This is a genomic window from Kitasatospora sp. NBC_00240 (genome assembly GCF_026342405.1).
Lineage (GTDB): Bacteria > Actinomycetota > Actinomycetes > Streptomycetales > Streptomycetaceae > Kitasatospora.
Map to the genome: position 1 here is coordinate 937,996 of NZ_JAPEMU010000001.1, position 26,268 is coordinate 964,263.

Annotated in this window: 17 protein-coding genes and 1 pseudogene; 11 read left to right on the forward strand and 7 right to left on the reverse strand. The window is 70.8% G+C overall.

From position 1 onward, the window contains the following. Positions 1 to 203 precede the first annotated feature (203 nt). The 6 genes and pseudogenes from OG689_RS03940 (at position 204) to OG689_RS03965 (ending at position 13,578) form a co-directional block, all read left to right on the forward strand. The gene (locus tag OG689_RS03940) at positions 204 to 2,105 is read left to right on the forward strand and encodes a glycoside hydrolase family 27 protein (RefSeq protein ID WP_266317767.1); all 1,902 of its coding nucleotides are present in this window, start codon (positions 204 to 206) and stop codon (positions 2,103 to 2,105) included. Positions 2,106 to 2,825: 720 nt separating this feature from the next. Further along, a complete protein-coding gene (locus OG689_RS03945) occupies positions 2,826 to 5,162 on the forward strand; it encodes a LuxR C-terminal-related transcriptional regulator (RefSeq protein ID WP_266317768.1) in 2,337 nt (778 codons plus the stop codon). Positions 5,163 to 5,752: 590 nt separating this feature from the next. Then, positions 5,753 to 7,654 carry a glycoside hydrolase family 27 protein gene (locus OG689_RS03950; protein WP_266317769.1) on the forward strand — a complete coding sequence of 634 codons (1,902 nt, stop codon included), beginning with the start codon at positions 5,753 to 5,755 and terminating at the stop codon, positions 7,652 to 7,654. A 493-nt stretch (positions 7,655 to 8,147) separates the two neighbouring features. Continuing rightward, positions 8,148 to 9,656 (forward strand): ISL3 family transposase, encoded by a 1,509-nt coding sequence (locus OG689_RS03955; protein WP_266326850.1) that lies wholly within the window; start codon positions 8,148 to 8,150, stop codon positions 9,654 to 9,656. A 140-nt stretch (positions 9,657 to 9,796) separates the two neighbouring features. Beyond that, positions 9,797 to 10,674 (forward strand): annotated as a pseudogene (locus tag OG689_RS03960) (transposase); the annotation flags it as partial. 753 nt (positions 10,675 to 11,427) lie between these two features. Next, on the forward strand, positions 11,428 to 13,578 hold the full coding sequence (locus OG689_RS03965) for an NPCBM/NEW2 domain-containing protein (protein ID WP_266317770.1): 2,151 nt from the start codon (positions 11,428 to 11,430) through the stop codon (positions 13,576 to 13,578). 566 nt (positions 13,579 to 14,144) lie between these two features. On the opposite strand, the gene OG689_RS44740 is transcribed toward OG689_RS03965, so the two are convergent. Together OG689_RS44740 and OG689_RS03970 are read right to left on the reverse strand one after the other, a co-directional pair. Further along, the gene (locus tag OG689_RS44740; RefSeq protein ID WP_323189374.1) at positions 14,145 to 14,363 is read right to left on the reverse strand and encodes a DUF1524 domain-containing protein; all 219 of its coding nucleotides are present in this window, start codon (positions 14,361 to 14,363) and stop codon (positions 14,145 to 14,147) included. Positions 14,364 to 14,634: 271 nt separating this feature from the next. After that, positions 14,635 to 14,781, reverse strand: a complete 147-nt coding sequence (locus tag OG689_RS03970) for a hypothetical protein (protein ID WP_266317771.1) — start codon at positions 14,779 to 14,781, stop codon at positions 14,635 to 14,637. Between the two features lie 198 nt (positions 14,782 to 14,979). Between OG689_RS03970 and OG689_RS03975 the strand changes: the two genes are divergently transcribed. The 3 genes from OG689_RS03975 to OG689_RS03985 all read left to right on the forward strand — a co-directional run bounded on the left by OG689_RS03975 (position 14,980) and on the right by OG689_RS03985 (position 17,102). Then, the gene (locus OG689_RS03975; RefSeq protein WP_266317772.1) at positions 14,980 to 16,179 is read left to right on the forward strand and encodes a serine hydrolase domain-containing protein; all 1,200 of its coding nucleotides are present in this window, start codon (positions 14,980 to 14,982) and stop codon (positions 16,177 to 16,179) included. 183 nt (positions 16,180 to 16,362) lie between these two features. After that, entirely contained in the window at positions 16,363 to 16,494 is a 132-nt protein-coding gene (locus tag OG689_RS03980; protein WP_266327777.1) for a hypothetical protein, read from the forward strand. Further along, complete coding sequence (locus OG689_RS03985; protein ID WP_266317773.1) at positions 16,482 to 17,102, forward strand: DJ-1/PfpI family protein; 621 nt, start codon at positions 16,482 to 16,484, stop codon at positions 17,100 to 17,102. The genes OG689_RS03980 and OG689_RS03985 overlap by 13 nt, the downstream gene beginning before the upstream one ends. 218 nt (positions 17,103 to 17,320) lie before the next feature. On the opposite strand, the gene OG689_RS03990 is transcribed toward OG689_RS03985, so the two are convergent. Further along, complete coding sequence (locus OG689_RS03990) at positions 17,321 to 17,968, reverse strand: response regulator transcription factor (RefSeq protein ID WP_266317774.1); 648 nt, start codon at positions 17,966 to 17,968, stop codon at positions 17,321 to 17,323. Next, positions 17,965 to 19,011 (reverse strand): ATP-binding protein, encoded by a 1,047-nt coding sequence (locus OG689_RS03995; protein ID WP_266317776.1) that lies wholly within the window; start codon positions 19,009 to 19,011, stop codon positions 17,965 to 17,967. The genes OG689_RS03990 and OG689_RS03995 overlap by 4 nt, the downstream gene beginning before the upstream one ends. Before the next feature lie 153 nt (positions 19,012 to 19,164). Between OG689_RS03995 and OG689_RS04000 the strand changes: the two genes are divergently transcribed. Further along, on the forward strand, positions 19,165 to 19,737 hold the full coding sequence (locus OG689_RS04000) for a hypothetical protein (RefSeq protein WP_266317778.1): 573 nt from the start codon (positions 19,165 to 19,167) through the stop codon (positions 19,735 to 19,737). Between the two features lie 71 nt (positions 19,738 to 19,808). Here the strand turns inward: OG689_RS04000 and OG689_RS04005 are convergent, their stop codons facing one another. Next, positions 19,809 to 20,180 carry a hypothetical protein gene (locus OG689_RS04005; protein ID WP_266327779.1) on the reverse strand — a complete coding sequence of 124 codons (372 nt, stop codon included), beginning with the start codon at positions 20,178 to 20,180 and terminating at the stop codon, positions 19,809 to 19,811. Positions 20,181 to 20,300: 120 nt separating this feature from the next. Then, entirely contained in the window at positions 20,301 to 23,714 is a 3,414-nt protein-coding gene (locus OG689_RS04010) for a DNA polymerase III subunit alpha (protein WP_266317779.1), read from the reverse strand. Between the two features lie 537 nt (positions 23,715 to 24,251). Here OG689_RS04010 and OG689_RS04015 point away from each other — a divergent pair. Further along, entirely contained in the window at positions 24,252 to 24,956 is a 705-nt protein-coding gene (locus tag OG689_RS04015) for a hypothetical protein (RefSeq protein WP_266317781.1), read from the forward strand. A gap of 157 nt (positions 24,957 to 25,113) precedes the next feature. Here the strand turns inward: OG689_RS04015 and gap are convergent, their stop codons facing one another. Further along, complete coding sequence (gap, locus tag OG689_RS04020; protein ID WP_266317783.1) at positions 25,114 to 26,112, reverse strand: type I glyceraldehyde-3-phosphate dehydrogenase; 999 nt, start codon at positions 26,110 to 26,112, stop codon at positions 25,114 to 25,116. Positions 26,113 to 26,268: the final 156 nt, after the last annotated feature.

A 26,268-nucleotide genomic window follows, 5' to 3' on the forward strand; every position in this document is an offset into this window, starting at 1 on the left:
TACCGATCTCTTGACTTCGATCTAGCCTGATCACAGGATGGCGCCTCGGGCTATTCCCGCGCAACCGCGTGATCCCCTCCCCGGACAGTGACCGCCTCGCGACCCCCGAGCAGCGGCGCCGCTCCGCCCTTTCCACCCCAGGCCACGGCCCCCTCCCTCGCGCCGCGCCGACCCCGCGGTGAAAGATCGACAAGGAGATCCACATGCGTTCCCCCAAGCTCCTCGCGTCCCTCACCGCGGGGGTGATGGCTGCCACGGCCGCCGTCACGGCCGTGGCGGCGAGCCCGGCGGTCGCGGTGTCCGCGCCCGGCAACATCGCCGACCACACTCTGGCCGGGGTGCCCACGATGATCATCCGGCCGGGCACGTGGAAGCACACGAACGACACCCTGATGCGGCAGGACGCGGACGCCGCCGTCTCCTCGGGACTGGCCGCCAAGGGCTGGAACATCATCGCGGTCGACGACGACTGGATGATCCAGGACAACGGGAAGGACTGGGACGGCACCCAGATCGTGCCCGCGAGCCAGCACGGCCGCGATCTGAACGGCAACTTCATCACCTCGCCGAGCAAGTACCCCAACGGGATCAAGTCGACGATCGACTACGTGCACAGCAAGGGCCTGAGGTTCGGCATCTACATCGACGGCGGCACCTACACCTGCGACGGCGCCGCGGGCAGCTGGGGCCACTTCACCCAGGACGCGAACTACTTCGCGTCCATGGGCGTGGACTACATCAAGATGGACTACTGCAACGCCTACCAGAAGACCTCCCCCGGGCTGCTGCTGGAGACGCAGCACGACGCCGACACAGCGGTCACCGCCAACAAAGGCGCTGCCGACGCGATCGCGGCGGCGAACAAGACGTACGGCACCCGCATGATCCTCAACTCGGTGGTGCCGACCTACTTCAACTCGGACGACAACCACACCAGCAGCACGTACTACAAGCAGGCGGTGGCCGGGTCGGCACTGTCCGCCCAGGCCTGGCGGGTCAGCGCCGACACCAACGGCGGCACCTGGGAGACGATGAAGACCACGCTGGCCCAAGGGGTGGCTACGGCCTCCTTCGCCCGCGCCGGCCACTTCAACGACTTCGACCAGCTGGCGATCGGCAAGACCTCGATGACCCAAACCCAGCAGCAGGCGCAGTTCAGCGCGTGGGCGGTGATGGCCTCGCCGCTGAACGTCAACCTGGAGGGCACCGCCGCCTTCACCCCGGAGAGGGTCGCCGACGCGGGCAACACCGACGTCATCGCCGTCGACCAGGACCGCCTCGGCGTCCAGGGCAAGCAGATCTCCACCGACGCCAACACCGACGTCTACTCCAAGCCGCTGGCCAACGGCGACTACGCGGTACTGCTCCTCAACAAGTCGACGACAGCCCAAACCATCTCGACCACCGCAGCGGCGATCGGCACCTCCTCCACCGACTTCACCCTCAAGGACCTGTGGAGCAAGCAGACCACCTCCAGCACCGGCGCCATCTCGGCGACAGTCCCGGCCACCAGCGCCGTCCTGTACCGCCTGCACCCCAACCAGTCCGGCCACTTCTCCACCTGGCGCACCGCGCTCAACGCGACAGTGATCAGTGACGACGACGCCCCCACGGCAGGCTGCTTCGACCGGGTCTGCGACAGCTTCTCCTCCGACGCGCTCGCCGCCGGCGGTGCGGTCGCAGGCGGGCATGTGTCGGTCAACGGCCAGACCTTCGACTGGCTGAACAACGGCTCGGGCCGGTTCGACAGCATCACGGCCACCGGCCAGACCATCGACTACTTCGGCAGCGGCACCACCCTGGGCTTCCTCGGAGCTTCAAGCGGCGGCGACACCTCCGGCACCATCACCCTGAACTACAGCGACGGAACCAGCAGCACCGCCACCCTCGGCTTCCCCAACTGGCAGACAAGCAACCCGACCGCCTTCGGCGACAGCACCGCCGTCACCGCACTGCACCGCAACACCCCGACCGGTCCCGACAGGTACGACACCAACTGGTTGGTATCCTACGCGCCGATCGCCATCACCGCCGGCAAGAGCCTGACCTCGATCACCCTGCCGAACACCTCGGCCCTGCACATCTTCTCCATCACCAAATCCTGACAGCACCGTCCCCGGAACCGCTCCGAGGACCTTTCGCGACAGCTGGGCGGCACGGACGGCGGCACCGATATGGACCCTCTGATCGGTGCCCTCGTCAGGCCACTCCGCGAAGCAGTAGTACACCGCGCCGCGCGGCGGAAGGTAGTCCCGCCGGCAGTCGATCCACTCCGGTACAGGAGGGCGTTCACGAGCTCCCGCATCTCGTACCGGCCCCGTTCCGGGGGTTTCGTCCGGTGATGGGTGTCGCCTGAGAACCCGGAGAAGGCCGGGAAGTCGGCGTCTTCGCAGGTCATGGAAGCCCGTTGCCCGTTGCCTACCGCCTGCGACAATGCCGCTATCGCAGCCTCGCCAAGACACACGTCCAGCTCGTCGGACGCACCTGGACAGCCCGCACACCCGTACGCGTAGGAGCCGGCCCCCGTTCTTCGCCGCATGTCAGCGACTCACCCCGTGAGGATCGCCAACAGCATCCGTTCTGTGGTGGGTCGCCCTCGTGGTGCTGGGGCTCTGGCTGTTCGGCGTCGTTGCCCGCGGCGCGGGCACGGGCGGCGTTCGCTCACGACGGTACCGCTGGCGGCACAGCACCACTTTCCGCGCATCACTCGTCCGGCCGTATCGCTGACCCTCCGTGGCCGGGCTGACGGTCTCGGCTCTCAGCCTCCGACGACGATGAGCGGGACCCGTTTGCCGGATCTCCTGGGTCGACCTATCGTCCGGAATATGGCTACTCGCGTGCAGACCCGCACGGATGATGCCGACTTGCCGGTCGAGCTGACGAGCCTTGTGGGACGGCGGCAGGAGGTCAACGCGGTCAAGGTCGCACTGTCCGAGGCCCGGATGGTGACGCTGGCGGGTGTCGGTGGCGTCGGCAAGACCAGGCTGGCGGTTCGGGTGGCCACGGAGCTGCGCCGGGCGTTCGCGGACGGTGTGTGGTTCATCGACCTGTCCACCGTGCTGGACCGGGCGGCGCTCGGATCCTCGGTGCTGAGGGCCCTGCGAATCGGCGACCAGTCGGACCGTGATCCGACGGAGGTCATTTCGGAATTCCTGCGTGAGCGGCAGATGCTGCTCGTCCTCGACAACTGTGAGCAGATCGTCGACGCGTGCGCGGCCCTGATCGACGCCGTGATCCGGCGGGCTCCGCTCGTACGGGTTCTGGCGACCAGCCGCGAGCGGCTGTGGGTCACTGGTGAGTACGTCTGGCAAGTACCCCCGCTCTTCGTCTCGGGCCCGGACCTCGACACGGACCTCGCACGGAGTTCGCCGGCACCTGCGCGGTATCCGGCGCTGGTGCTGTTCGCGGAGCGTGCCGCCGCGGTCGGTGGAGGCTCCGCGGTCAGGGAGGACTGGCCCGACGTGGCCCGGCTGTGCCGCAGGTTGGACGGCCTCCCGCTGGCCATCGAACTGGCGGCGGTCCAGACACGGGTGTTCACCCCGGGACAGCTCGTGCGGCGATTCGACGAGCGGCTCGGCTCCGTCGGCACGCTCGACCGCGCAATACCCGCCCGCCACCGCACCCTGGAGGCGGCGATCGACTGGAGCCACGACCTGTGCTCACCGCAGGAAAGGCTGCTGTGGGCCCGGTCCTCGGTGTTCGCCGGCTGGTTCGGCCTGGACGCGGCCGAGGGCGTGTGCTCCAGCGAGGACCTGCCACGCGAGAGGGTCCTGGACCTGGTCGCCGGACTCGTGGACAAGTCGATCCTCGTTCACGAGGAACACCTGGGAGAAGTGCAGTACCGGCTCCTGGAGACCCTCGCCCAGTACGGACGCGACCGACTGCGCGCAGCGGGCCAGGAGGGCGAACTGCTCCGCCGCCACCGCGACTGGCACCTCCACCTGGCCGAGCAGATGGCAACGCAGTGGCACAGCGCCGAACAACTGTCATGGTCGCGGCGCCTGCGCCGCGACTACCCGAACCTGCGCGCCGCCATGGAGTACTGCCTGTCCACCCCCGGCGAGGAGCACGCCGGAATGAGGTTCACCGCAGCGCTGCTCCCGTACTGGCACGGGAGCGGCCAGCTGATCGAGGGGCGGCTGTGGCTGGAGCGGGCCCTGGCCACAGACAGCGAACCGACCCTGGCCCGCTTCATGACCCAGCGGACCCTGTCCTCGATCTGCTCCACCCAACGGGACTTCGCCGCCGCCGAGGCGGCCCTGCAGGGATGCCGGACTCTGGCACGCCACCTGCACGACCCACTGATTGACGCTCGTACCCTCGCCACCGAGGCACAGTTGGCGGTGCTCCGCGACGACTACGCCGCCGGGGTCGCCCACACGCAGGCGGCGCTGGCGATCCCCGAGTACGGCGGAATACCGGAACGCGCGGAGGCCCTCTGCACGCTGACCATCGCACACGCGATGCTCGGGCACTACGACGAGGCGGTCACCGCCCATGAGGAGGCGGAGCGCTGCAGCGCGAAGTGCGGTGAGCGCTACTTCCTGTGCTGGTCGCTGGTGGGTCGGTCCATCGCCGAGTTCGGCGCGGGTGAGCACAGCTCGGTCATCAGGTACACGCGGAAGGCCGTAGCGATCGCGCGCGAGTTCACCAATTCGATCGGCATGGTCACGGCGCTCATCCTCCTGGTGTGCTCGACGGTGGCCGCCGACGACTCCGCACGCGGTGCCGTACTGCTCGGCGCGCGTCAGCGGATCTGTCGAGCGTTCGGCATCGCCGACGCCGCCCAGGGTGCGGAGCGCGACCTCCTCGACGCTGCCACCGCGCAGATCAGAGCGGAACTCGGGGAGGCGCTCTACGAGGCGGGCGTGACACGTGGCCTTTCCTTCGACTTCGACGAGGCCGTCGACTACGCGCTCACCAGCGACGAGCCCGCACCGCCCCCAGCTGCGGGCACCGCGCAGGCCGAGTCCAGTCCATTGACCGCACGTGAGGAACAGGTCGCGGAGTTGGTGGCGCAGGGACTGTCCAACAAGGAGATCGCAGCGGCGCTGGTCATCTCACAGCGCACGGCCGAGGGACACGTTCAGAAGATCCTCGTCAAGCTCGGCTTCACCTCCCGTGCCCATATCGCCACCTGGGCCGCCCACCAGGGACACTGACGACGAGAACGACGGCGCGAGCGCGCGTCGACCATCCGGATGTGCGGCTTGCTGAGCGACCACCCTCCGCGTACGAGGCAACCCAGCCCGCCAACAGGTGACCGCACTGGAACGACTGCGCGTCAACTGCCGACTCGAAGAACCTTCCTCGTCCACGTCTCCGGCGTCCCCCACCTGCCGGGTCTTCAGCTCGCCGAATTGACCGCGATCCGCTGCGCCACCGCAGCCCGCCTGACGAGGAGTCATCCGCCGAAGGCAGGCCCTGCACTTCATGCTCGCCCCGAAGCGCGACGGGCTCGGCATGGCACTCGTCGCGAAGGCCGGGTACGGCACGACGCCAACCACTCGGACTCCAGATGCTCAAGTAGTCATCTGCCCGCTCATACGGTACCGATCTCTTGACTTCGATCTAGCCTGATCACAGGATGGCGCCTCGGGCTATTCCCGCGCAACCGCGTGATCCCTCCCCGGACAGCGACCGCCTCGCGACCCCCGAGCAGCGGCGCCGCTCCGCCCTTTCCACCCCAGGCCACGGCCCCCTCCCTCGCGCCGCGCCGACCCCGCGGTGAAAGATCGACAAGGAGATCCACATGCGTTCCCCCAAGCTCCTCGCGTCCCTCACCGCGGGGGTGATGGCTGCCACGGCCGCCGTCACGGCCGTGGCGGCGAGCCCGGCGGTCGCGGTGTCCGCGCCCGGCAACATCGCCGACCACACTCTGGCCGGGGTGCCCACGATGATCATCCGGCCGGGCACGTGGAAGCACACGAACGACACCCTGATGCGGCAGGACGCGGACGCCGCCGTCTCCTCGGGACTGGCCGCCAAGGGCTGGAACATCATCGCGGTCGACGACGACTGGATGATCCAGGACAACGGGAAGGACTGGGACGGCACCCAGATCGTGCCCGCGAGCCAGCACGGCCGCGATCTGAACGGCAACTTCATCACCTCGCCGAGCAAGTACCCCAACGGGATCAAGTCGACGATCGACTACGTGCACAGCAAGGGCCTGAGGTTCGGCATCTACATCGACGGCGGCACCTACACCTGCGACCGCGGCGCGGGCAGCTGGGGCCACTTCACCCAGGACGCGAACTACTTCGCGTCCATGGGCGTGGACTACATCAAGATGGACTACTGCAACGCCTACCAGCAGACCTCCCCCGGGCTGCTGCTGGAGACGCAGCACGACGCCGACACAGCGGTCACCGCCTCCAAGGACGCTGCCGACGCGATCGCAGCCGCGAACAAGACGTACGGCACCCGCATGATCCTCAGCAATTCGGCACCGACGTACTTCAACTCGGACGACAAGCACACCGACAGTCCGTTGTACAAGCAGGTGGTGGCCGGGGCGGGTCTGACGTCCCAGGCATGGCGGATCGGCTCCGACACCAACGGCGGCAACTGGGCGTCCGTGTCGACCATGATGGCCCAGTCCGTGGCCTCCGCATCCTTCGCCCGCGCCGGCCACTTCAACGACATCGACCAGCTGGCGATCGGCAAGACCTCGATGACCCGGACCCAGCAGCAGGCGCAGTTCAGCGCGTGGGCGGTGATGGCCTCGCCGCTGAACGTCAACCTGGAGGGCACCGCCGCCTTCACCCCGGAGAGGGTCGCCGACGCGGGCAACACCGACGTCATCGCCGTCGACCAGGACCGCCTCGGCGCCCAGGGCAAGCAGATCTCCACCGACGCCAACACCGACGTCTACTCCAAGCCGCTGGCCAACGGCGACTACGCGGTACTGCTCCTCAACAAGTCGACGACAGCCCAAACCATCTCGACCACCGCAGCGGCGATCGGCACCTCCTCCACCGACTTCACCCTCAAGGACCTGTGGAGCAAGCAGACCACCTCCAGCACCGGCGCCATCTCGGCGACAGTCCCGGCCACCAGCGCCGTCCTGTACCGCCTGCACCCCAACCAGTCCGGCCACTTCTCCACCTGGCGCACCGCGCTCAACGCGACAGTGATCAGTGACGACGACGCCCCCACGGCAGGCTGCTTCGACCGGGTCTGCGACAGCTTCTCCTCCGACGCGCTCGCCGCCGGCGGTGCGGTCGCAGGCGGGCATGTGTCGGTCAACGGCCAGACCTTCGACTGGCTGAACAACGGCTCGGGCCGGTTCGACAGCATCACGGCCACCGGCCAGACCATCGACTACTTCGGCAGCGGCACCACCCTGGGCTTCCTCGGAGCTTCAAGCGGCGGCGACATCTCCGGCACCATCACCCTGAACTACAGCGACGGAACCAGCAGCACCGCCACCCTCGGCTTCCCCAACTGGCAGACAAGCAACCCGACCGCCTTCGGCGACAGCACCGCCGTCACCGCACTGCACCGCAACACCCCCGAGGGACCCGACCAGTTCGGCACCCCCTACGTCGTCTCCTACGCGCCGATCACCATCACCGCCGGCAAGAGCCTGACCTCGATCACCCTGCCGAACACCTCGGCCCTGCACATCTTCTCCATCACCAAATCCTGACAGCACCCTCCCCGGAACCGCTCCGAGGACCTTTCGCGACAACTGGGCGGCACGGACCGAAGTTCGCGCCGCCCAGCACCCGCCACGACTGACGGCAACGACGCGGCTCACTGCTCGCCCGCCGAACTCCTCTTCCCGGCGTCATCCATGATCTGGGCAGTTCCGTCGTCGCCCACTTGGCGGCTGCGGATTGCTGGCTTTGGCCGTTCAAGCCGGCGACCATCGACCTGCACACGACCGAGGGCCGCTCCTGGCGCCTGACCCTCGACGCCTACGGCAGCCGCTGCGACGACCTCGCCGCCGACGCGGAGCCGGGCGACCTGGCGATGCGAGGCGCAGCGAGCGAACTGGTCCTCCACTTCTACGACCGCGTCCCGCTCGACGGCCTGGAGGGGTCTGTAAAAAGTTCGGCTCTGTCCCGTAATCGGTGGTAACCAACGGTGACGACTGTCGTTGGCATGGTGTGCGTGATGTCAACGAGCTTGTGCGTGTGGTGTTTTCTGGGCTCTCTGCGCTGGTCGTCGAGGGTGTGACGGACGAGGGCGAGGTCATTCGGGTGTCGGCGCGGACCCGGGACGATCCGGTGCCGTGTCCCGCGTGCGGGACGCCGACAGGGCGGGTGCACGGTTTCCACGGGCGGAGGGTCTCGGACGTGCCGGTGGACGGACGGCGGGTCGTCGTCTCGGTGAGGTTGCGGCGCTTGGTCTGCCCGGTGCTCGGCTGCCGGCGGCAGACGTTCCGTGAGCAGGTTCCCGGCGTCGTGGAGCGCTACCAGCGGCGGACTGGTCGCCTGGCTGATCAACTCGCTTCCGTGGTGAAGGAGTTAGCGGGCCGGGCGGGCGCCCGCCTCTCCCGTGTACTGGCCTGCGCGGTCTCCCGCTCGACCGCCCTGCGCATGCTCATGTGCCGGGCGGTGCCGCTGCTGCGCGTCCCGCGTGTGCTCGGTATCGACGACTTCGCCCTCAAGCGCCGGTCCCGCTACGCGACCGTGATCATCGACGCCGAGACCGGCGAGCGGATCGACGTCCTGCCCGACCGCACCACCCGGACCCTGGTGGCGTGGCTGCGTGCGCATCCCGGAGCCGAGTACGTCTGCCGCGACGGCTCCGCCTCCTACGGCGAGGCGATCCGCCAGGCCCTGCCCGACGCGGTGCAGGTCAGCGACAGGTGGCACCTCTGGTCCAACCTGTGCGGCAAGGTCCTGGCCGAGGTCCGCTCCCACGCCGTCTGCTGGGCCAGCACCGTGAACCCCGCACGTCCCGGGGGCGTCCGCGAGCAGACCACCCGCGAGCGTTGGCAGCAGGTCCACACCCTGCTCGGCCAGGGCGTCGGCCTGCTCGAATGCGCCCGCCGCCTCGACGTCGCCCTGAACACCGTCAAACGGTACGCCCGCATGAAGGAGCCCACCGCAGAGCGCCGCGCACCCCGCTACAAGCCCACCCTCGTCGACCCCTACCGCGACCACCTGCGTCGGCGCCGAAGCGAGGACCCCGCGGTGCCCGTCACCCACCTCCTGCGCGAGATCAAGGAGCTGGGCTACACCGGCAGCGCGAACCTCCTAATCCGCTACCTCACCCAGGGCCGCGCCGAGGGCGACAGGCCGGTCACCACCCCGCAGCGTTTCGCCCGCCTCCTGCTCACCCGCCCGGAGAACCTGCGCGACAAGGACGCCGTACTGCTGCGGGAACTCACCGAAGCCTGCCCGGAGATGAACGAACTCGCCCGTCTGACCGGAGAGTTCGCAAAGCTGCTGACCCCGGCCGAAGGCAATGACGCCAAGCTCACCGACTGGATCACCATCGTGCGCGCCACCGACCTGCCCCACCTGCACAGCTTCTGCAACGGCCTCGAACTCGACCGGGCCGCCGTCGACGCCGGCCTCACCCTCCCGTACCACAACGGCCGCACCGAGGGCGTCAACACCCGAACCAAGCGGATCATGAGGCAGATGCACGGCCGGGCCGGGTTCCCCCTCCTCCGCCACCGCATCCTCCTCCAGTGACCACTACACAGCGCTACCACCGATTACGGGACAGAGCCAAAAGTTCAAGACCCAGGCCTGGGCGCTGAACCCCACCAGCTAACCTGCGTGTTTCATCCGGGGTCGCGTCCGGATCGTGGCCGGAAGCGCGAAAGTGCCTTCTGAGCTGGGACGATGAGACTTGTCCAAGGTCTCCGTCGTACCAGCGGGAAGGCACTTTCTGCGTGCACACTGCCCGGTCACGCCCCAAGCTCGTCGTCAGCGCCGACGGGCACGGGGTGGTCAGCCACGCCGGCTCGCGTCTGCTGGCGGATCTGGCCGACGCCACCTCGCCGACCAGCGCCTTCAGCGACGCTCCGCACGGGCTGCGACCGCGCGGGACCGGGCACGACCCCGGCCGCGTCGCGGTGGACCTGGCGGTGATGCTCGCCGACGGAGGCGAGGCAATCCGGGACCTGGCCGTGCTCCGCGACCAGCGTGACGTGTTCGGCCCCGTCGCCTCCACCCCCACCGCCTGGCGCGTCCTGGCGGGCATCGACACCAACAACCTGAACGCACTGCGGGCAGCCCGGGCCGCCGCCCGCGAAGTCGCCTGGCTGCAGACCGCCGAGACCACGGACGGGATACCGCCGGCCCGCGCCGGAGGACGTCAACTGCCCGGCCTGGTACTGGACATCGACGCCACCCTGGTCACCTGCCACTCCGAGAAGGAAGAGGCGGCTGCCACCTGCAAACGCGGCTTCGGCAGCCACCCGATGCTCTGCTTCCTGGACATCACCGGCGAGGCCCTGGCCGGCATCCTGCGACCCGGCAACGCCGAAGCGAACACCGCAGCCGACCACATCACGGTCGTCGACGCGGCCCTCGCGCAGATTCCCGACGCCCACCGCCACGGCACCCCGGTCCTCTCATCCGCACCGACAGCGCGGGCAGCGCCAAGACCTTCCTCGCCCACCTACGCGCCCTCAGGCAGCGAGGCATCCAGACCACCTACTCCGTCGGACACGCCGTCACCGAAAAGATCCGCAAGGGCATCCGGGTTCAGGCTGGGCCCGGCGTTGTCCTCTACATTGACCCGACCCTCGGTCTGGCCTGGACGTTTCCGCAGGTCAGACCACCCTTGGGAGCGAGCGGACAATCCGACAACCCCTGGTCCCTTCTGGGTTGCGGTGGTCGGTTCGGTTGGTCGGGGTTTGGCCCTGCCGGTGGCTGCTGGTCGGTGGGGGCATCCGGCAGGTGCCGGCCGCCTCGCCGGCCAGGCCGTACTGACGGCCCTTGCCGCCGCACGCTTCGGCCCCGGCCGCTGGTGCGGTCCGGGGCGGAGGGGAGTGCAGCGTGTCAGGCGTTCTGGGGCTTGCGCCTGGCGGCCTTCGCGCCGGCTGTGGTTCGGCTCCGCCGGGGTCTGCGCCGGGCGCCGATCGCGATCTCCGCAGGTTGAGCCGAGCTCTGCTCACGTCCTTGCGGAAGCCCTTCGCACTGCTGGACGTGGGCGTCGGTGACGTTGTGGTAACGCGGCTGGCAAGTCCGTGCGGACCCGTTGACTCCCCGGTGAACCCAGGGTTTCATGTGCGTCACATCGTTGGAATTCGTTTGAATCTGTGTAAGCAGGTTTGTTTTCTGTTTGATTTGGAAGTGCAGGGCCTGTCGGTGAACCCGCCCACCGGCCTTCCGGATCCGCAGCCGACTCCACCGGCCCAGCTACGCCCGACCTTGCACGGGCAGCTTCCCCCATCCGCCGTCACCCCTGCCTGGCTCCCCCACCCGTTCGCAAGCACCACCGATCGGACCGAACATGACCGACTCCCGCTCCACCGTCCGGCGGCGCTTGGCCGCCACCGCCTCCGCCGTCCTCGTGGCCGCCAGTGCGCTCGTGGCCACCACAGCCCTCCAGGTCGCGTCCGCCCCGCCCGCGGCCGCGCTCGACAACCACCTCGGGCGCACCCCTCAGATGGGGTGGAACAGCTGGAACGCCTACGGATGCGGCATCGACGAGAACAAGATCAAGGCCGCGGCCGACGCCATCGTGTCCAAGGACCTTCAGACGGCCGGCTACCAGTACGTCAACATCGACGACTGCTGGCAGGCCGCGACCCGCGGCACCGACGGCGCCCTGCAGGCCGACCCCGTCCGTTTCCCCTCCGGCATCAAGGCACTCGCCGACTATGTGCACGGCAAGGGCCTCAAGCTCGGCATCTACACCACCCCCGGCAGCCGCTCCTGCGCCAACATCTACAACGGCTACCCCGGTCAACTGGGCAGCCTCGGCCACGAGACCCAGGACGCGAATGCCTTCGCCTCCTGGGGCGTCGACTACCTCAAGTACGACTGGTGCAAGGCCGATGAGGACGGCGTCGACGCCGAACAGGCGTTCACCGCGATGGGCGACGCCCTCAACGCCACCGGCCGGCCGATCTTTTACAGCATCCACCGCGAACCCCAGACGCCCGTCGACCCCTGGCGGCCCACCGTCGCCAACTCCTGGCGCACCACCATGGACATCCACGACAACTGGAACAGCATGATCGGCAAGGCGAAGGCCAACCAGCCGCTCGCCGCCTTCGCCCGGCCCGGTGCCTGGAACGACCCCGACATGCTGGAGGTCGGCAACGGGGGCATGACCACCACCGAGTACCGCACCCACATGAGCCTGTGGGCCGAGATGGCCGCCCCACTGCTCATGGGAACCGACCTCACCGATCCAACAAAAGCCACCACCGCCAACCTCGACATCCTCGGGAACACGGATGTCATCGCCGTCGACCAGGACCCGCTCGGCCGCCAGGGCACCGTCGTCTCCCGCAGCAGCGGCCTGGTCGTCATGACCAAGGCCCTCGCCGACGGCTCCCGGGCCGTCACCCTCACCAACGAGAACACCACCGCCGCGACGATCTCCACCACCACTGACGCGATCGGCGCCGGCGGCGCCGCCACCTACCAGCTCAAGGACCTGTGGTCCAAGGCCGTCACCTCGACCACCGGCGTCATCAGTGCCGCCGTCGCGCCGCACGAAACGGTGATGTACAAGGTCACACCCGCCACCAGGGTGGCACCCCCCACCGGCCTCCACCAACTCTCCGAACTCCCCTGGTCCTCCGCGGCCGGCGGCTGGGGCCCGGTGGAACGCAACCTCAGCAACGGCGGCCAGAGCGCCGCCGACGGCCGCACCCTGGCCATCGGCGGCACCAGCTACACCAAGGGCCTCGGCACCCACGCCGCCTCCGACATCACCTACTTCCTCGGCGGCACCTGCACCTCGCTCACCACCACCGTGGGGGTGGACGACGAGGTCGGCAACAGGGGCAAGGTGACGTTCCAGGTCCTGCGCGACGGCGTCAAGATCGCCGACAGCGGCACCCTCACCGGCACCGACGCACCCAAGCCCCTGCAGGCCGACCTCACCGGCGGCCAGGAGGTCACCCTGCGCGTCACCGACGGCGGTGACGGCCTCTACTACGACCACGCCGACTGGGCCGACGCCAAGATCTCCTGCCCGCCGTCATCCGGCACCCATGCCCTCTCCGACCTGACCTGGACCTCCGCCCCCACCAACGGCTACGGCCCGGTGGAGCGTGACACCAGCAACGGCGGATCGGGCGCGGGCGACGGCAAGCCGATGAAGATCGGCGGCACCGGCTACACCAAGGGCCTCGGCACCCACGCCAATTCCGACATCACCTACTACCTCGGCGGCACCTGCACCTCCCTGACCACCACCGTCGGCATCGACGACGAGGTCGGCAACAACGGATCCGTCGTCTTCCAGGTCCTGCGCGACGGCGTCAAGATCGCCGACAGCGGAATCCTCACCGGCACCGACGCACCCAAGGCACTGCAGGCCGACCTCACCGGCGGCCAGGAAGTCACCCTGCACGTCACCGACAACGGCGACGGCAACTCCAACGACCACGCCGACTGGGCACAGCCCGTCATCACCTGCACCTGACCCCTACCAGTGGGAGGATCGTTGCCGCACCGCCCACCACCCCCGGGCGGTGCGGCTGCCAAGCACGCCGGCCCTTACAACCTCAGCTGATGATCGGCGTTTGGTCTTCAGTGGCTCGGCGTGGCCGTTCACTGGGGCGGTCGGGGATCTTTTCCCTGGTCACGGGTGTTCGTGGTCGGGGATGATGAACGGTGGAGCCGGGTGCCCAGTGAAGTGTCCCGCCGTATCGCGGTGAAGAGCCGACGCCGATCGTTATCGCCAGCCCCCGGGCGTGGCTTGTGGTGGCCGTGGCCGTGGAGCGGGAGCTGAGGAGGCTCCAGAGCCTTCTATGGAGTGCTCTGTCTCTCGGAGCCCTGCGAACCGAAGACCCGGGCCACACAGCGATCGAGAAGATCACCGAAGGCTTGGGCTGAACCAACGTCAGGGGCCGGCAGCACCCCCGCGTTGTCGATGGCCGCCATGAGGTCGATGTCGGCCCAACCGCCACGGAAACGGTCAGTAGGAGGCCCAGCGCGTCTTGACGGCGGTCCGGTCCGCGATGTGGGTGAAGCGGTACGGCGCGGCGGTCAGCGGGCGAGGGTGACGGAGAGCGGCTCGTCCGTGCAGTCTGCGGCGAGCCGGTGCAGGGCGTCGGCTTCACGCTGGTCGACGGTCAGGCCCCAGCGGGTCTTCACCGCGGTCCGGTCCGCGAGGTAGGTGCAGCGGTACCCGGTGTTGGTCGGCAGCCAGTCGGCGGGGGCCTTGTCGGCCTTGCTGCGGTTGGACTTCGCGGTGACGGCGATCAGCGCGCGCGGCTCGTCGAGGTCGTTGGCGTAGGCCTACCGCTCGGACGCACTCCAGTTCGAGGCCCCGACTGGCGGGGAACGTCTTTCCAGGCACGCGATATTCGGAGGGCGTCGGCGTCAGCGAACCGCACGGTGAGTGCGCCAAGAGAAGCGTGCGGTCCGAGGACCATGCGGGGTGGGAGCGGGACTGCGCGATCCGGTATCTCCTGGTACGGGAGGACATCGATGGTGAGGAGGAACGGCGGGCCGCTCCCCCGATCAGGCGCGCCGGTCAGATCTCGTCCCAGGGCGCCTCGCGGTGCAGCCGCCGGGCGGTCGCCAGCAGCGGCGCGTCCAACGGCAGGCCGACGGTGTCGATCCGGCCGGCCACCGCGAAACCGCGCGAGTCGGTGAGGAAGGCGCCGTCGAAGGACGCCACGTCGCTGAGGAAGACCGGCCGGAACCGGCCGCGGAGAACCCCTGCCCCGAACGCCTCCGCGTGCCACGGCTGCTGCCCGACACCGGGTGGCTCCGAACGAGTGGACTCGCCGGACAGCGGACCGGGCAGGGGGCCTCCGCCCGGGGCCGGATGGTGACGTTGCCATCCGAGTCCCCCACCTGAAAGAAGCGCCCCGACGTGAGACGTACCCCTTCCCGCCGTGTGCTCGCCGCGGCACTGCTCGTCGCGACCGCGCTGGCACCAGTGGCAGCGACCCCCGCCACGGCCGTCCGCACCGTCGCGGCCGACCGGTACACGAAGGACGACTGCCCTCCGTACGGGCTGGGCCCCGAGCTGACCGCCCGGCTGGACCAGGCCATCGAGGACGTCCGCCGGCAGGCCGGCATCCCCGGCGTGATCGCCGGACTCTGGCTGCCCGGCAGGGGGAGCTACGTCCGCGCCACCGGTGTCGCCGACACCGCCACCGGCGAGCCGATGACCACCGATCTCTTCATGCGGATCGGCAGCGAGACCAAGACCTTCACGGTCACCGCACTGCTCGAACTCGTCGACGACCACCGGATCGGGCTGGACGACCCGATCTCCGACTACGTCGACGGCGTGCCCGGCGGGGAGGGAATCACGCTGCGTCAGCTCGCCGAGATGCGCAGCGGCCTCTTCCCCTACACGTCCGACCCGGACTTCATCCAGGCGCTGGAGGGCGATCCGAATCGTACCTTCACCCCGCAGGAACTGCTCGCGTACGGTTTCCGGCACGACAACACCTCCGCGCCGGGCGAGGTGTTCCAGTACTCCAACTCCAACCTCGTCCTGCTCGGCCTGATGGTCGAGAAGGTCAGCGGCCTGCGCCTGGCCGACTTCGTCCGCCGGCAGGTGCTCCGCCCGGCCCACCTGCGCCACACGCTGTTCCCCAGGGGCACGGAGTTCCCGAATCCTCACGCTCACGGCTACAGCGACGAGACGCCGAGCGGCGAGATCACCGACGCGACGGACTGGAACCCCAGTTGGGCCTGGGCGGCCGGAGCGATGATCTCGGACCTGCCCGACCTGCGCCGCTGGGCCGAGATCGTCGCCACCGGAACGCTGCTCAGCCCGGAGACCCAGGCGGAGCGGCTCAAGACCCTGCCGACCGGGTTCCCGGGCACGAGCTACGGCCTCGGGATCTTCGAGACCGGCGGATGGATCGGACACAACGGCTCGCTGCCGGGCTACGAGAGCGTGACCGTCCATCTGCCCGCGCAGAAGGCCACCCTGGTGCTCCTGATCAACACGGACGTCCGGGCCCAGGGACAGGAGCCGAGCACGCTGCTCGCCCGGGCGATCACCGAGATCGTCACCCCGGACAACGTCTACGACCGCCCCATCCCGCCGCGTTAGCACCGCCCTCGGCCCGGTGGCGGGCCCCGGACCGGCCGGCGGTGCGGCGGGCCGGCGGGCGTGAGTGCCTGATCGTTTCAGCATGAGGACGGTGAGTCCGGGGCGCGCGGCCCGGCCGCGCGCCCCCGCGGCTGCTGGGGAAATCACTGTCCGGATACCGGAACACAGTGACAGATAGTCCCTGTGACCACGCCACTTGAGTTCGCCGGCCTGCTACGACTGATCGACGAACGGTCGTCCGCCTTCCGCGCCGCGGTCGCCTCCGCGCCCAGCCTCGACGTCTACTGGCTACGATGCGCCACATGGACATCGTGATCCCGCTCTTCGACCGCTTCGAGCCGCTCGACGCGATCGGACCGTACGAGATCCTGGCTCATGTGCCCGGCGCCACCGTGCGCTTCGTCACCCCTGAGCCCGGTCTGGTGCAGGACGTGCTGGGCGCACTGCCGGTGCACGTCCCGACCAGGTACTCCGAGGTGGAACACTGCGACGTCCTGCTGATCCCCGGGGGGAGGGGCGCCCGGACCGTGGCAGGCGACCCCGACTTCCTCGACTGGGTGCGCCGCGTCCACGCCGGTACCCGCTTCACCACCTCGGTCTGCACCGGCGCCCTGGTGCTCGGGGCGGCCGGTCTGCTGAACGGTCTGAGCGCCACCACCCACTGGGGCGCGGTCGCCGAACTGGAGGCGTACGGCGCCGTCTACACCCCCGAACGGGTCGTCCGCCGGGACCGGATCATCACCTCGGCCGGGGTGTCCTCGGGTATCGACATGGCGATCCGGCTGGCCGGCCTGCTCAGCGACGAGACCACCGCCCGGGCGATCCAGCTCTACACCGAGTACGACCCGCAGCCCCCGTTCGACACCGGCTCGGTGGCCAAGGCCCCGGCCGAGGTGGTCGAACGGGCTCGCACCCTGGGGTAGGGCCTGCTGCGGCTGGTGTGGGGTACCCCGCCCCAGGATCAGGAAGTGCTGGAAGACCGGGTGGGCGGCCTGGGCGGGGGTGTCGTCGGCATGGGTGAGGCCGACCTGCCCGCTCTGACTGCCGTCGTCCGGCGGGACGACGCTCGTGCGGGCGGCCCGAGCGCACCGGCGGAGTTCGGATCGCTCGCCGCCTGCGGTTCGTCCTGTCGGCCGTCCCGCTATCGGCGTTCACCCCAGACCGAGGCGGCGATGCCGACCCGGTTCCGTACGCCGAGCTTGCGTTGGATGGTGGCCAGGTGGTTCTTGACCGTGCCGGCCGAGATGAACAACCGCGCGGCGATCTCCGCATTGGTCGCCCCGCCCGAGACCAGTTCGGCGATCTCGCTCTCCCTGGGGGTCAGCGGCTCGGCCGGCCCGGCGGGCGACGAGACCGCTGCGGGGGTGGCGAGTTGGCGCAGCAGCCGGACGGTGATCTGCGGGCTGATCAGGGTGTCGCCGGCCACCGCCGCTCGGACCGCCTCGACCAGCAGGGCGGGGCTGGAGCGTTTGAGCAGGAAGCCGGCGGCCCCGTGCCGGAGCGCGGCGTGCACGTAATCGTCCAGGTCGAAGGTGGTCACCACGACCACCCGCAGCGGGTCGGCCGCTTCGGGCCCGGCCAGTTGCCTGGTCAGCTCCAGGCCGTCCAGTTTCGGCATCCGGATGTCCGCCAGTACGACGTCGGGTCGCAGCAGGCGGGCCTGTTCGAGTGCGGCGAGGCCGTCGGCGGCCTCCGCGATCACGGTCAGGTCGGGCTGTGCGTCCAGGATCATCCGGTAGGCGGCGCGGATGTCGTCGTGGTCGTCGGCCAGCAGGATGCGGATGGTCACGAGGCCCCCTCGGGCGGCAGCGGAAATGTCGCGGTGACCAGCCAGCCCTGCCCGGTGCGCCCGGCGTCGAGCGTACCGCCGAGGGCCTCGACCCGGGCCGCCAGGGCGCTCAGGCCGTGTCCGCCCCGGCGTCGGGTCGGGCTCTCGGCCGCCCTGCCGTCGTCGGCGACGGTCAACTCCAGCCGTTGCCCGTCGAGCCGGCGTACGGACACCGTGACCGCCCGGGCGGTGGGGGCGTGCCGTCGGACATTGGTCAGCGCCTCGACCACGATCCGATGGACGGTGGCCCCGGCCTCACGAGCGAGCGGCTGCTCGGGCAGGTCGAGCCGGACCTGGGCGGCGCCGGAGGCGGTGAACCGCTCGGCCAGCGCCGGGAGTTCGGCCAGGCCGGGCTGCGGGGACCGGCGAGCGGCGTCGTCCTGGTCCGGGGTGTGCAGCAGGGCGACCGTGCGGTCCAGCGAGGAGAGCGCCTGCCGGCCGGACTGCTCGATCCGCCGGAACACCTCGGCCAGCTCGGGATGGGGCCCTGCCAGGAAGCCGCCCGCCTGGGCCAGGGCGAGCATGCCGCTCACGTCGTGCGCCACGAAATCGTGCAGGTCGTGGGCGAGTTCCAGCTGTTCGGCGCGGCGCGCGGCCGCCACCTCGCGGCGGCGCAGCCCGTCCAGCGACCAGAGGTAGAAGCCGACCAGCGCCGCCCCCAGGGCCCCGACCGCGCCGAAGCCGAGCAGTCCGACCTGCTGCCAGCCCTCGACCGGCGCGCCGAAGCGCAGCGGCCAGCAGAGCAGCGCCACCGTCAGGAGCCCGACGGCCGTCCGGCCCCGGCCGGTGCGCACCGTGACCGTCACCAGGGCCAGCAGACCGACCAGTTCGACCACTCCGACCAACCCTGCCGGGCCGTCCTCGCCGAAGCCACCCGATGCCGCCCCGACGGCGGTCAGCGCGAGCGAGAGCGCCCCGGCCGTCGCCGTCGGTCGTGGCTTCCTGATCCATACCGCGGCCGTCACCGCGAGCACCGGCACGATGCTCCCCCATTGCCCGATCATGCGGCCAGCCTATGCACCGAGAGGTGTATCCGCCTGTGCCGAACGGCACATACCGGGGCGTCGGGGTGCCCGCAGACCTGCCGATCGGCATCTGCCGCCGGTACCCGGCCCGCCGCGAGTCTGGAGGCACACCGAACGACGAGAGGAACTCCGATGCTCGACACCGCTGTCACCCCCACCACCCGTGCCGGTTCCACCGCCCTCCCGTACCGGCCCGCCGCACCGTGGGCGGTCCGGGTGGCCAAGGTCGCGGCGTTGACCGCCGTCCCGTCCGGGCTCTGGCGGATCGCCCTGGGCGTCGGCGTCCCGGTCGGCTTCTCCGGCGCGACGGAACAGCAGATGACGGCTCACATGCCGGGCTGGGGCACCCTCTACGTGCTCGCCCTGAGCGCGCTCGCCGAGACGCTGGCCTTCCTCTCGCTGGGCCTCGTCCGCCCCTGGGGCCGGGTCACCCCCCGCTGGCTGCCGCTGATCGGCGGCCGCCGAGTCCATCCACGCGCCGCCGTGATCCCGGCCGGACTCGGCGCACTCGCCGTCACCGCCATCACCTTCGCCGCCGGCTTCGGCGGATGGTACGGCCCGGACGCCATGGGCAGCCCGGAGGCACCACACGGCCTGGCCGGCCTGACCATGACCCTCTGCTACGCCCCGCTGCTGCTCTGGGGCCCGCTGCTGGCGGTCGTCACGGTGGACTACCACCGCCGGTCCAGGGCCGGCTCGCACTGACCCCGTCGCCGCCGGAGCGAGCCGGGGCACGTCGCGAAGGCCTGACCGCCAGGACGTGGCGGGACTGGAGCTCACGTCGGAGAGGAAGTTGGCGTTGAGCGGGTAGTCCTGGAGATCCCGCCTTGCGGGGCGTCGATCGCGCGGCTGCCGAGGTCGCTGCGGTAGCCGGCCAGTGCCGACGGCGGGACCTGGTCCAGCACGTCCAGGTTGTCGGACTGCAGGTCGGCATAGGCGGCCTCGGCGGTGCTGTACATCTTGCAGACCACACCGCCGTTCTTCCAGTTCCAGGCGTTGACGAAGCTGTTGGACGTGACCGCGGTACCGTCGTGGAAGGTCTGCCAGGGACTGGTGGAGTTGACCCGCCAGGGGTCGGGGAACGCGGATGTCCCCGCCGCGTACGTGCAGCACAGCGCCCTGGGCCTACGTTCGGGCTGGTAGGTCACGCCGCCTGTCGGTCTGCCGGGCCGCCGCCCGTCCTGCCGGGTCCCGGGCGGCTCCCTGGTCCCGTCGGCCGCGAGCTGGAGGTCCGGCGCCGACACCTGGCCCACCCGACAAGCGCCGAGTCAGCCCGCGGAGCCGGGAGAGGCGTGCCAGAGGCGGCCGGGGCCGGCGCCCGGGCGGCGGCGGGCCGGGCGCTCGCCCTCGGGGTCCGGGCTGTCCGGTCCCGCCGGCGGGGTCGCGGCGAGGAGGGCGCGGACGGCGGCGGTGCCGCCGCTCGCGTGGGCGTCGGCGATGTCCTGGAGGTTCCAGGCGTGGGTGCCGATGACGGTGACCGACCGGCCGCGGCGCGAGACGGTGCCCCGGCCCAGGATCAGGAAGTGGTGGAACAGCGGGTGGGCGGCCTGGGCGTGGGTGTCGTCGAAGTAGGTGAGGTCGACCTGCCCGCCCTGGCTGCCGTCGTCCAGCGAGACGAAGATGGTACGGCGGCCGGAGCGCATCGGCGGGGTCTGGATGGCGACCTTCGCCCCGGCCACCAGGACGGTCTCCCCCGCCGTCCGCTCCCCCAGCTGGTGGGAGGGGGTGACGCCGAGCTCGGCGAGCAGCGGGTGGAAGGGCTCCATCAGGTGGCGGGAGGCGTCCATGCCGATCACCTCCAGTTCGGCCTGCAGTTCCTCGTCCGGGGTCATCGCGGGCAGGCCGGTGCTGCCGGCCGCCGGGGCGGCGGGCGGGGCGAGGACGAGTTGGGCGGGGATCTGGGCGGTGCGGTGCTGGCGGTGGAGTTCGTCGAGCTGGAGCAGGAGTTCGCGGCGGTGGGCGCCGGGGGCGAGGGCGTCGAGGGCGCCGATGCGGACCAGGCGGTCGGCGACCGGCTGGCTGGGGCGGGCCCGGGCCCAGAAGTCGGGGATGTCGGTGTAGGGGCGCTCCGCCGCGATCCTGGCGGCCTCCTCGTCGGTGATGCCGCGTACGTCGGCGAGCGGGATGCGCAGGCCCAGGCGGCCGTCGGGGAGTTGCTCGGTGCGGTAGTCGGTGCCGGAGTGCTGGACGTCGACGGGCAGCACCGGCACGCCGCGCCGGCGCGCGTCCGCGAGCACCAGGCGCTTCGGGTACATGCCGGGGTCGTGCTCCAGCAGTCCGGCGTAGAACGGCGCCGGGTAGTGCGCCTTCAGCCAGGCCGACTGCAGGGTGGGCAGGGCGAACGCCACCCCGTGCGAGCGGGCGAAGCCGTAGGCGCCCATGTTCTTGAGCATCGTCCAGACCCGGTCGATCACCTCGGGACGGCGGCCGGCCGAAGCACTGGCCTTGCGGTACCAGGACTCCAGGGCGGCGATCCGCTCCGGCTCGGCGAGCGCGCGGCGGGCCTCCTCCCCCATGGCCAGGTCGGTGCGGGTCATGGTCGCGAAGACCCCGGCCACCTGCTCGTTGAAGATGACCACGCCGTACGTGCTGCGCAGCCACGGCTCCAGATCGGGGTGCGGGTAGCTGACCGGCTTCTTGCCGTGCCGGCCGAGCAGGAACGGTTTGATCATGTCGGCCTGGACCGGGCCGGGCCGGAACAGGCTGATCTCGGCGACCAGGTCCTCGAAGGTCTCCGGCTGCAGGCGGCCGAGCAGGTCCTTCTGCCCGGGCGATTCGAGCTGGAAGACGCCGAGGCTCTCGCCCTCGCGGAGCAGCCGGTAGGCCTCGGGGTCGGTGAGGGGCACCTGGGTGCGGTCGTCGAGGTCGATCCGTTCGCCGGTGGTGCGTTCGATCTCCTGGACGGCGTAGGCCATGGAGGACTGCATCCGGACCCCGAGGACGTCGAGTTTGAGCAGGCCCAGGTCCTCGACGTCCTCCTTGTCGAACTGGGAGGCCGGGAAGCCCTCGCCGGCCGTGGGGAAGACGGGGGTGCGCCGCAGGAGGGTGTCGTCGGAGAGGATGACGCCGCAGGGGTGCATGGCGGTGCCGCGGGGCAGCGCGTCCAGGCCCTCGACGAGGTCCCAGAGCCGGCCGTAGCGGTGGGCGTGCTCGGCGAGCTGCCGCAGCTCGGGGAGTTCGGCGAGGGCGGTCTTCGCGGAGCGGGCGGTGAGGTGCGGGAAGGCCTTCGCCAGGGTCCCGGTCTCGTCGGGGGGCAGGCCGAGCGCGAGGCCGGCGTCGCGGATCGCCCAGCGGACCCGGTAGGTCTCGGGCATGGAGAGGGTGCAGACCCGGTCGGTGCCGAAGCGGTCCATGATCCGCCGGTAGACGTCCAGGCGGCGGGCCGACTCGACGTCGATGTCGATGTCCGGCAGCGACTTACGGCGCAGGTTCAGGAAGCGCTCCATGATCAGTTCGTGGTCCAGCGGGTTCGCGAACGAGATGCCGAGCAGGTGGACGACCAGGGAGCCGGCGCCCGAACCGCGAGCCTGCACCCGGATGCCCATCTCCCGTACGTCGTCGACGACCTGGGCGACGGTCAGGAAGTAGGTCGGCCAGCCGAGGGTCTGGATCACCCGCAGCTCCTCCTCCAGGCGGGTGCGCATGGTGGCGGAGCGGTCGTAGCCGTGGCGGACCATCGCGGCCTCGCAGCGCCGGCGCAGCGTGCGCGCCGAGGTACCCGGCGCCGCGCCGATCACGTGCTCCTCCGGGAAGTGCACCCGGCCGATGCCGAGGTCGGACTCCGGGTCGAGGCGGCAGTCGCCGGCGGTGCGCTCGGTGGTGGCGAGCAGGTGGGCCGCGCCGCCGTTCTCCTGGCCGGCCGCCCGGGCGACCTCCTCCGCCAGCGCGGCCATCTCCGGCTTGTCCTTCAGCAAGCGCTCGCCGTTGCAGGTCCGCCCGGCCCGGACGGGGACGAGCAGCCGGGCGGCGTCCAGCACGTCCGCGACCGGCGCCTGCGCGCGGTCGGCGTAGCGGACGGCGTTGGTGAGGACGGCGAGCAGGTCGAGGTCGGCGGCCAGGCCGACGGTGCGGGCGGCGAGGCGCAGCGAGCCCGGTCCGGTGCCGGTGCGGCGGTGGTGGACGGCCTCCAGGCGCAGGTGCGGGCCGTAGGCCTCGCGCCAGGGGGCGAGGAGTTCGGTGGCCCGGTCGGGGCGGCCGGCGGCGAGGGCCCGGACGGGTTCGGAGGCGGGGCCGAGCAGGGCGGTGAGGCCTTCGGTGTGCTGCTGGAGGGCGGTCCAGGGGACGATCGGCTGGCCGCCGCCGGACTCGGCGCGGGCGGCCCAGGCAGCGGTGATCAGCGCGCACAGGTTGGCCCAGCCGGTGCGGTCGCGGGCCAGCAGGGTGATCCGCGGGGCGGACTCGTCGACGAACGCTCCCCCGCGCGCCGGGGTCTTCCGGCGGGCGGCCGTCGCGGTGGTGGCGGCCGGCTCCAGCAGGGGGACGGCGAGGTCGGCGCCGAACACCGGCCGCACCCCGGCCCGGAGGCAGGCCTTGGCGAAGCGCACCGCCCCGGCGACCGTGTCGCGGTCGGTGAGCGCCAGCGCACCCATCCGCTGCTCGGCGGCCCGCTCGGCCAGGCGGTCGGGCAGGGAGGCCCCGTAGCGGACGGAGTACCCCGAGGCGACGTGCAGATGCGTGAACAACGGTGGTCGCCTCCTAGCTCCACGACCCCCATGTCCTGATCTCCGGCGCCCCCACCTGACACCCACCCTAGAGCCTGTTCGAACATTTGAGCTAATAGAAATCGATCAAACGTCTCCGCTTTCACCTGCAAGGACGCACCGCTCCGGTGCGAACACCTTCGGTGACCCTCGCGCCCCGGGCCACCGAACCCGCGAACCCTCCACCGGCCACCGGCCACCGGGATGGTGCCGCACCCCGGCGGCGACCGTGGCGCCGCGCTCCGGGCGGACGGCGCACTCGGCCGCAGTGGCCGGACGAGGGTGACGCAGGGGGTGCGCGGGGGCGGCACAGGGGGTGCGCGGGGGCCGCGCGAGGGCCCGAGGGGGCCGCCCGGGACCGGACCTGCCTGCCGAGCCCGACCGGCGGGCCCTGCGCTCCGCGTCCGGCCCTTCGGCGATGTCCGACCCATCGGCGACGCAGTGTCAGACATGCCGTCTACGATGTGCGTTCACATGGAGGCTCCCCGCGCTGGTCGCGGGCGAGGTGAGGGGGACGGTATGGCCGGCTGGATCTTTTTCGCCACCCTACTGATGGCGCCGATCGCCTATGGACTGACCCGGGAGATCCGCGCCTCCGGCCGGCTGAGGGCCGCCGAGCGGCTGCTACGGGCCCTCGGCCGCCGCCCCGGCTGGCGCGTGCTGGAGCGCACCGAGTCCTGGCACGACCACCTACCGCACTACCCCTGGCTGGATGCCCCGCGCGGCACCACCGTCACCGGCCCGGGCCAGGACGGGCAGACGATCACCGTCGCCTGGTTCACGCGGCTTGAACAGCGACGCGGCCTGCACTGGCTGCTGTTCTGCTACGAGATCCCGGAGAGCGTGCCGCCGATCCGGCTCGAACGGGAATGGGGCGCCGCCGCCCTTCGGATCCCGGTCACCCGGCCGGGCCTCTACATCCCGATGGCATCGCCCAGCTCGCAGAAGCTCACCGAGGCCCTCATGGCCGGCGACCTGACCGATCGCCTCGCCGCACTGGGAGCCCCCGCGGTCAGCGTCCGGGGGAACAGGATCTGCTTCCTCTACCATCCGCTGCCCGACCGCGCCGAGGTCGGGCGGTACGCCGCGGGCCTTCCCGCCCTGCTCCCCGACCTGCGCCGGCTCGCCCGCAGCAGCGAGGAATCGCAGGCCGCCGAGGACACCGAGGACACCGAGGACACCGACAGCGTCGAGGAAGACCGCGGCCCCCAGGACGCCCGCTGACAACTTGGTGCGCGATTGCCTGGGGCATCGCGTTCGGGCGGAGCGGGACTACAGGGCCGCACGCACAGGGCCGCGTGGCACCGGGTGCCGGCGCCGCCGGCCCGACAGGTCGGGCCGGCGGTCACCCTGAACGGCCCGGGGTCCGCCTCGCCCCAGGTCAGCGGGCGGCGAGGAGACCGACCGTGTCGATCACCCGGTTCGAGAAGCCCCACTCGTTGTCGTACCAGGCGACGACCTTGATGTGCCGGCCCTCGACCCGGGTCAGGGCCGAGTCGAAGATCGACGAGGCCGGGTTGCCGGTGATGTCCGAGGAGACCAGCGGGTCCTCCGAGTACTCCAGGATGCCGGCGAGCGGTCCCTCCGCCGCGGTGCGGTAGGCCGCCAGCACCTCGGCGCGGGTCACCTCGCGGGCCACCGTGGTGTTGAGCTCGACGATCGAGCCCACCGGGACCGGCACCCGGATCGAGTCACCCGACAGCTTGCCGTCGAGACCGGGCAGCACCAGGCCGATCGCCTTCGCGGCGCCGGTCGTGGTGGGCACGATGTTGACGGCGGCGGCGCGGGCCCGGCGCGGGTCGCGGTGCGGACCGTCCTGCAGGTTCTGCTCCTGCGTGTAGGCGTGCACGGTGGTCATGAACCCGTGCTCGATGCCGGCCAGGTCGTCGAGCACCGAGGCCAGCGGCGCGAGCGCGTTGGTCGTGCAGGAGGCGTTCGAGACGATGGTGTGCAGGGCGGGGTCGTAGGCATGGGTGTTCACGCCGAAGGCGAGCGTGACGTCCGCACCGTCCGAGGGCGCGCAGACGAGCACCTTCCGCGCGCCGGCGGCGAGGTGGGCGCCGGCGGCCGAGGCCGAGGTGAACCGACCGGTCGCCTCCAGCACGATGTCGACCTCGAGCTCGGCCCACGGCAGCTGCGCCGGTTCCCGCTCGGCGAGCACCTTGATGCGGCGTCCGTCGACGACGAGGGTGTCCCCGTCGACGGTCACCGGGCGGCCCAGCCGGCCGGCCGTGGTGTCGTAGGCGAGCAGCCGGGCAAGAGTGGCGGGCTCGGAGAGGTCGTTGACGGCGACCACGTCCAGCTTGCTGTCGCGCTCCAGCAGAGCACGCAGCACGTTGCGCCCGATGCGGCCGAATCCGTTGATAGCGATACGAGTCATGAGTGGTGTCCCTTCCACCGATCACCAGATCTGTCGACACCAGACTCGCGCGCGGCGCTCGCCCGTGGCAGCGGCGTGAGTGCCATGGTTCGTAAGGATCGCGCCAACCGGCGCACGCGCCTTCCGGTGAGGCCCGTGCACCCCGCCGGCCGCCCG

Bases quoted from the DNA above. Each gene is read 5' to 3' on its own strand.
- OG689_RS03940 (WP_266317767.1), top strand. From the start codon at position 204: ATGCGTTCCCCCAAGCTCCTCGCGTCCCTCACCGCGGGGGTGATGGCT.
- OG689_RS03945 (WP_266317768.1), top strand. From the start codon at position 2,826: ATGGCTACTCGCGTGCAGACCCGCACGGATGATGCCGACTTGCCGGTC.
- OG689_RS03950 (WP_266317769.1), top strand. From the start codon at position 5,753: ATGCGTTCCCCCAAGCTCCTCGCGTCCCTCACCGCGGGGGTGATGGCT.
- OG689_RS03965 (WP_266317770.1), top strand. From the start codon at position 11,428: ATGACCGACTCCCGCTCCACCGTCCGGCGGCGCTTGGCCGCCACCGCC.
- OG689_RS03985 (WP_266317773.1), top strand. From the start codon at position 16,482: ATGGACATCGTGATCCCGCTCTTCGACCGCTTCGAGCCGCTCGACGCG.
- OG689_RS03995 (WP_266317776.1), bottom strand. From the start codon at position 19,011: ATGATCGGGCAATGGGGGAGCATCGTGCCGGTGCTCGCGGTGACGGCC.
- OG689_RS04000 (WP_266317778.1), top strand. From the start codon at position 19,165: ATGCTCGACACCGCTGTCACCCCCACCACCCGTGCCGGTTCCACCGCC.
- OG689_RS04015 (WP_266317781.1), top strand. From the start codon at position 24,252: ATGGCCGGCTGGATCTTTTTCGCCACCCTACTGATGGCGCCGATCGCC.
- gap (WP_266317783.1), bottom strand. From the start codon at position 26,112: ATGACTCGTATCGCTATCAACGGATTCGGCCGCATCGGGCGCAACGTG.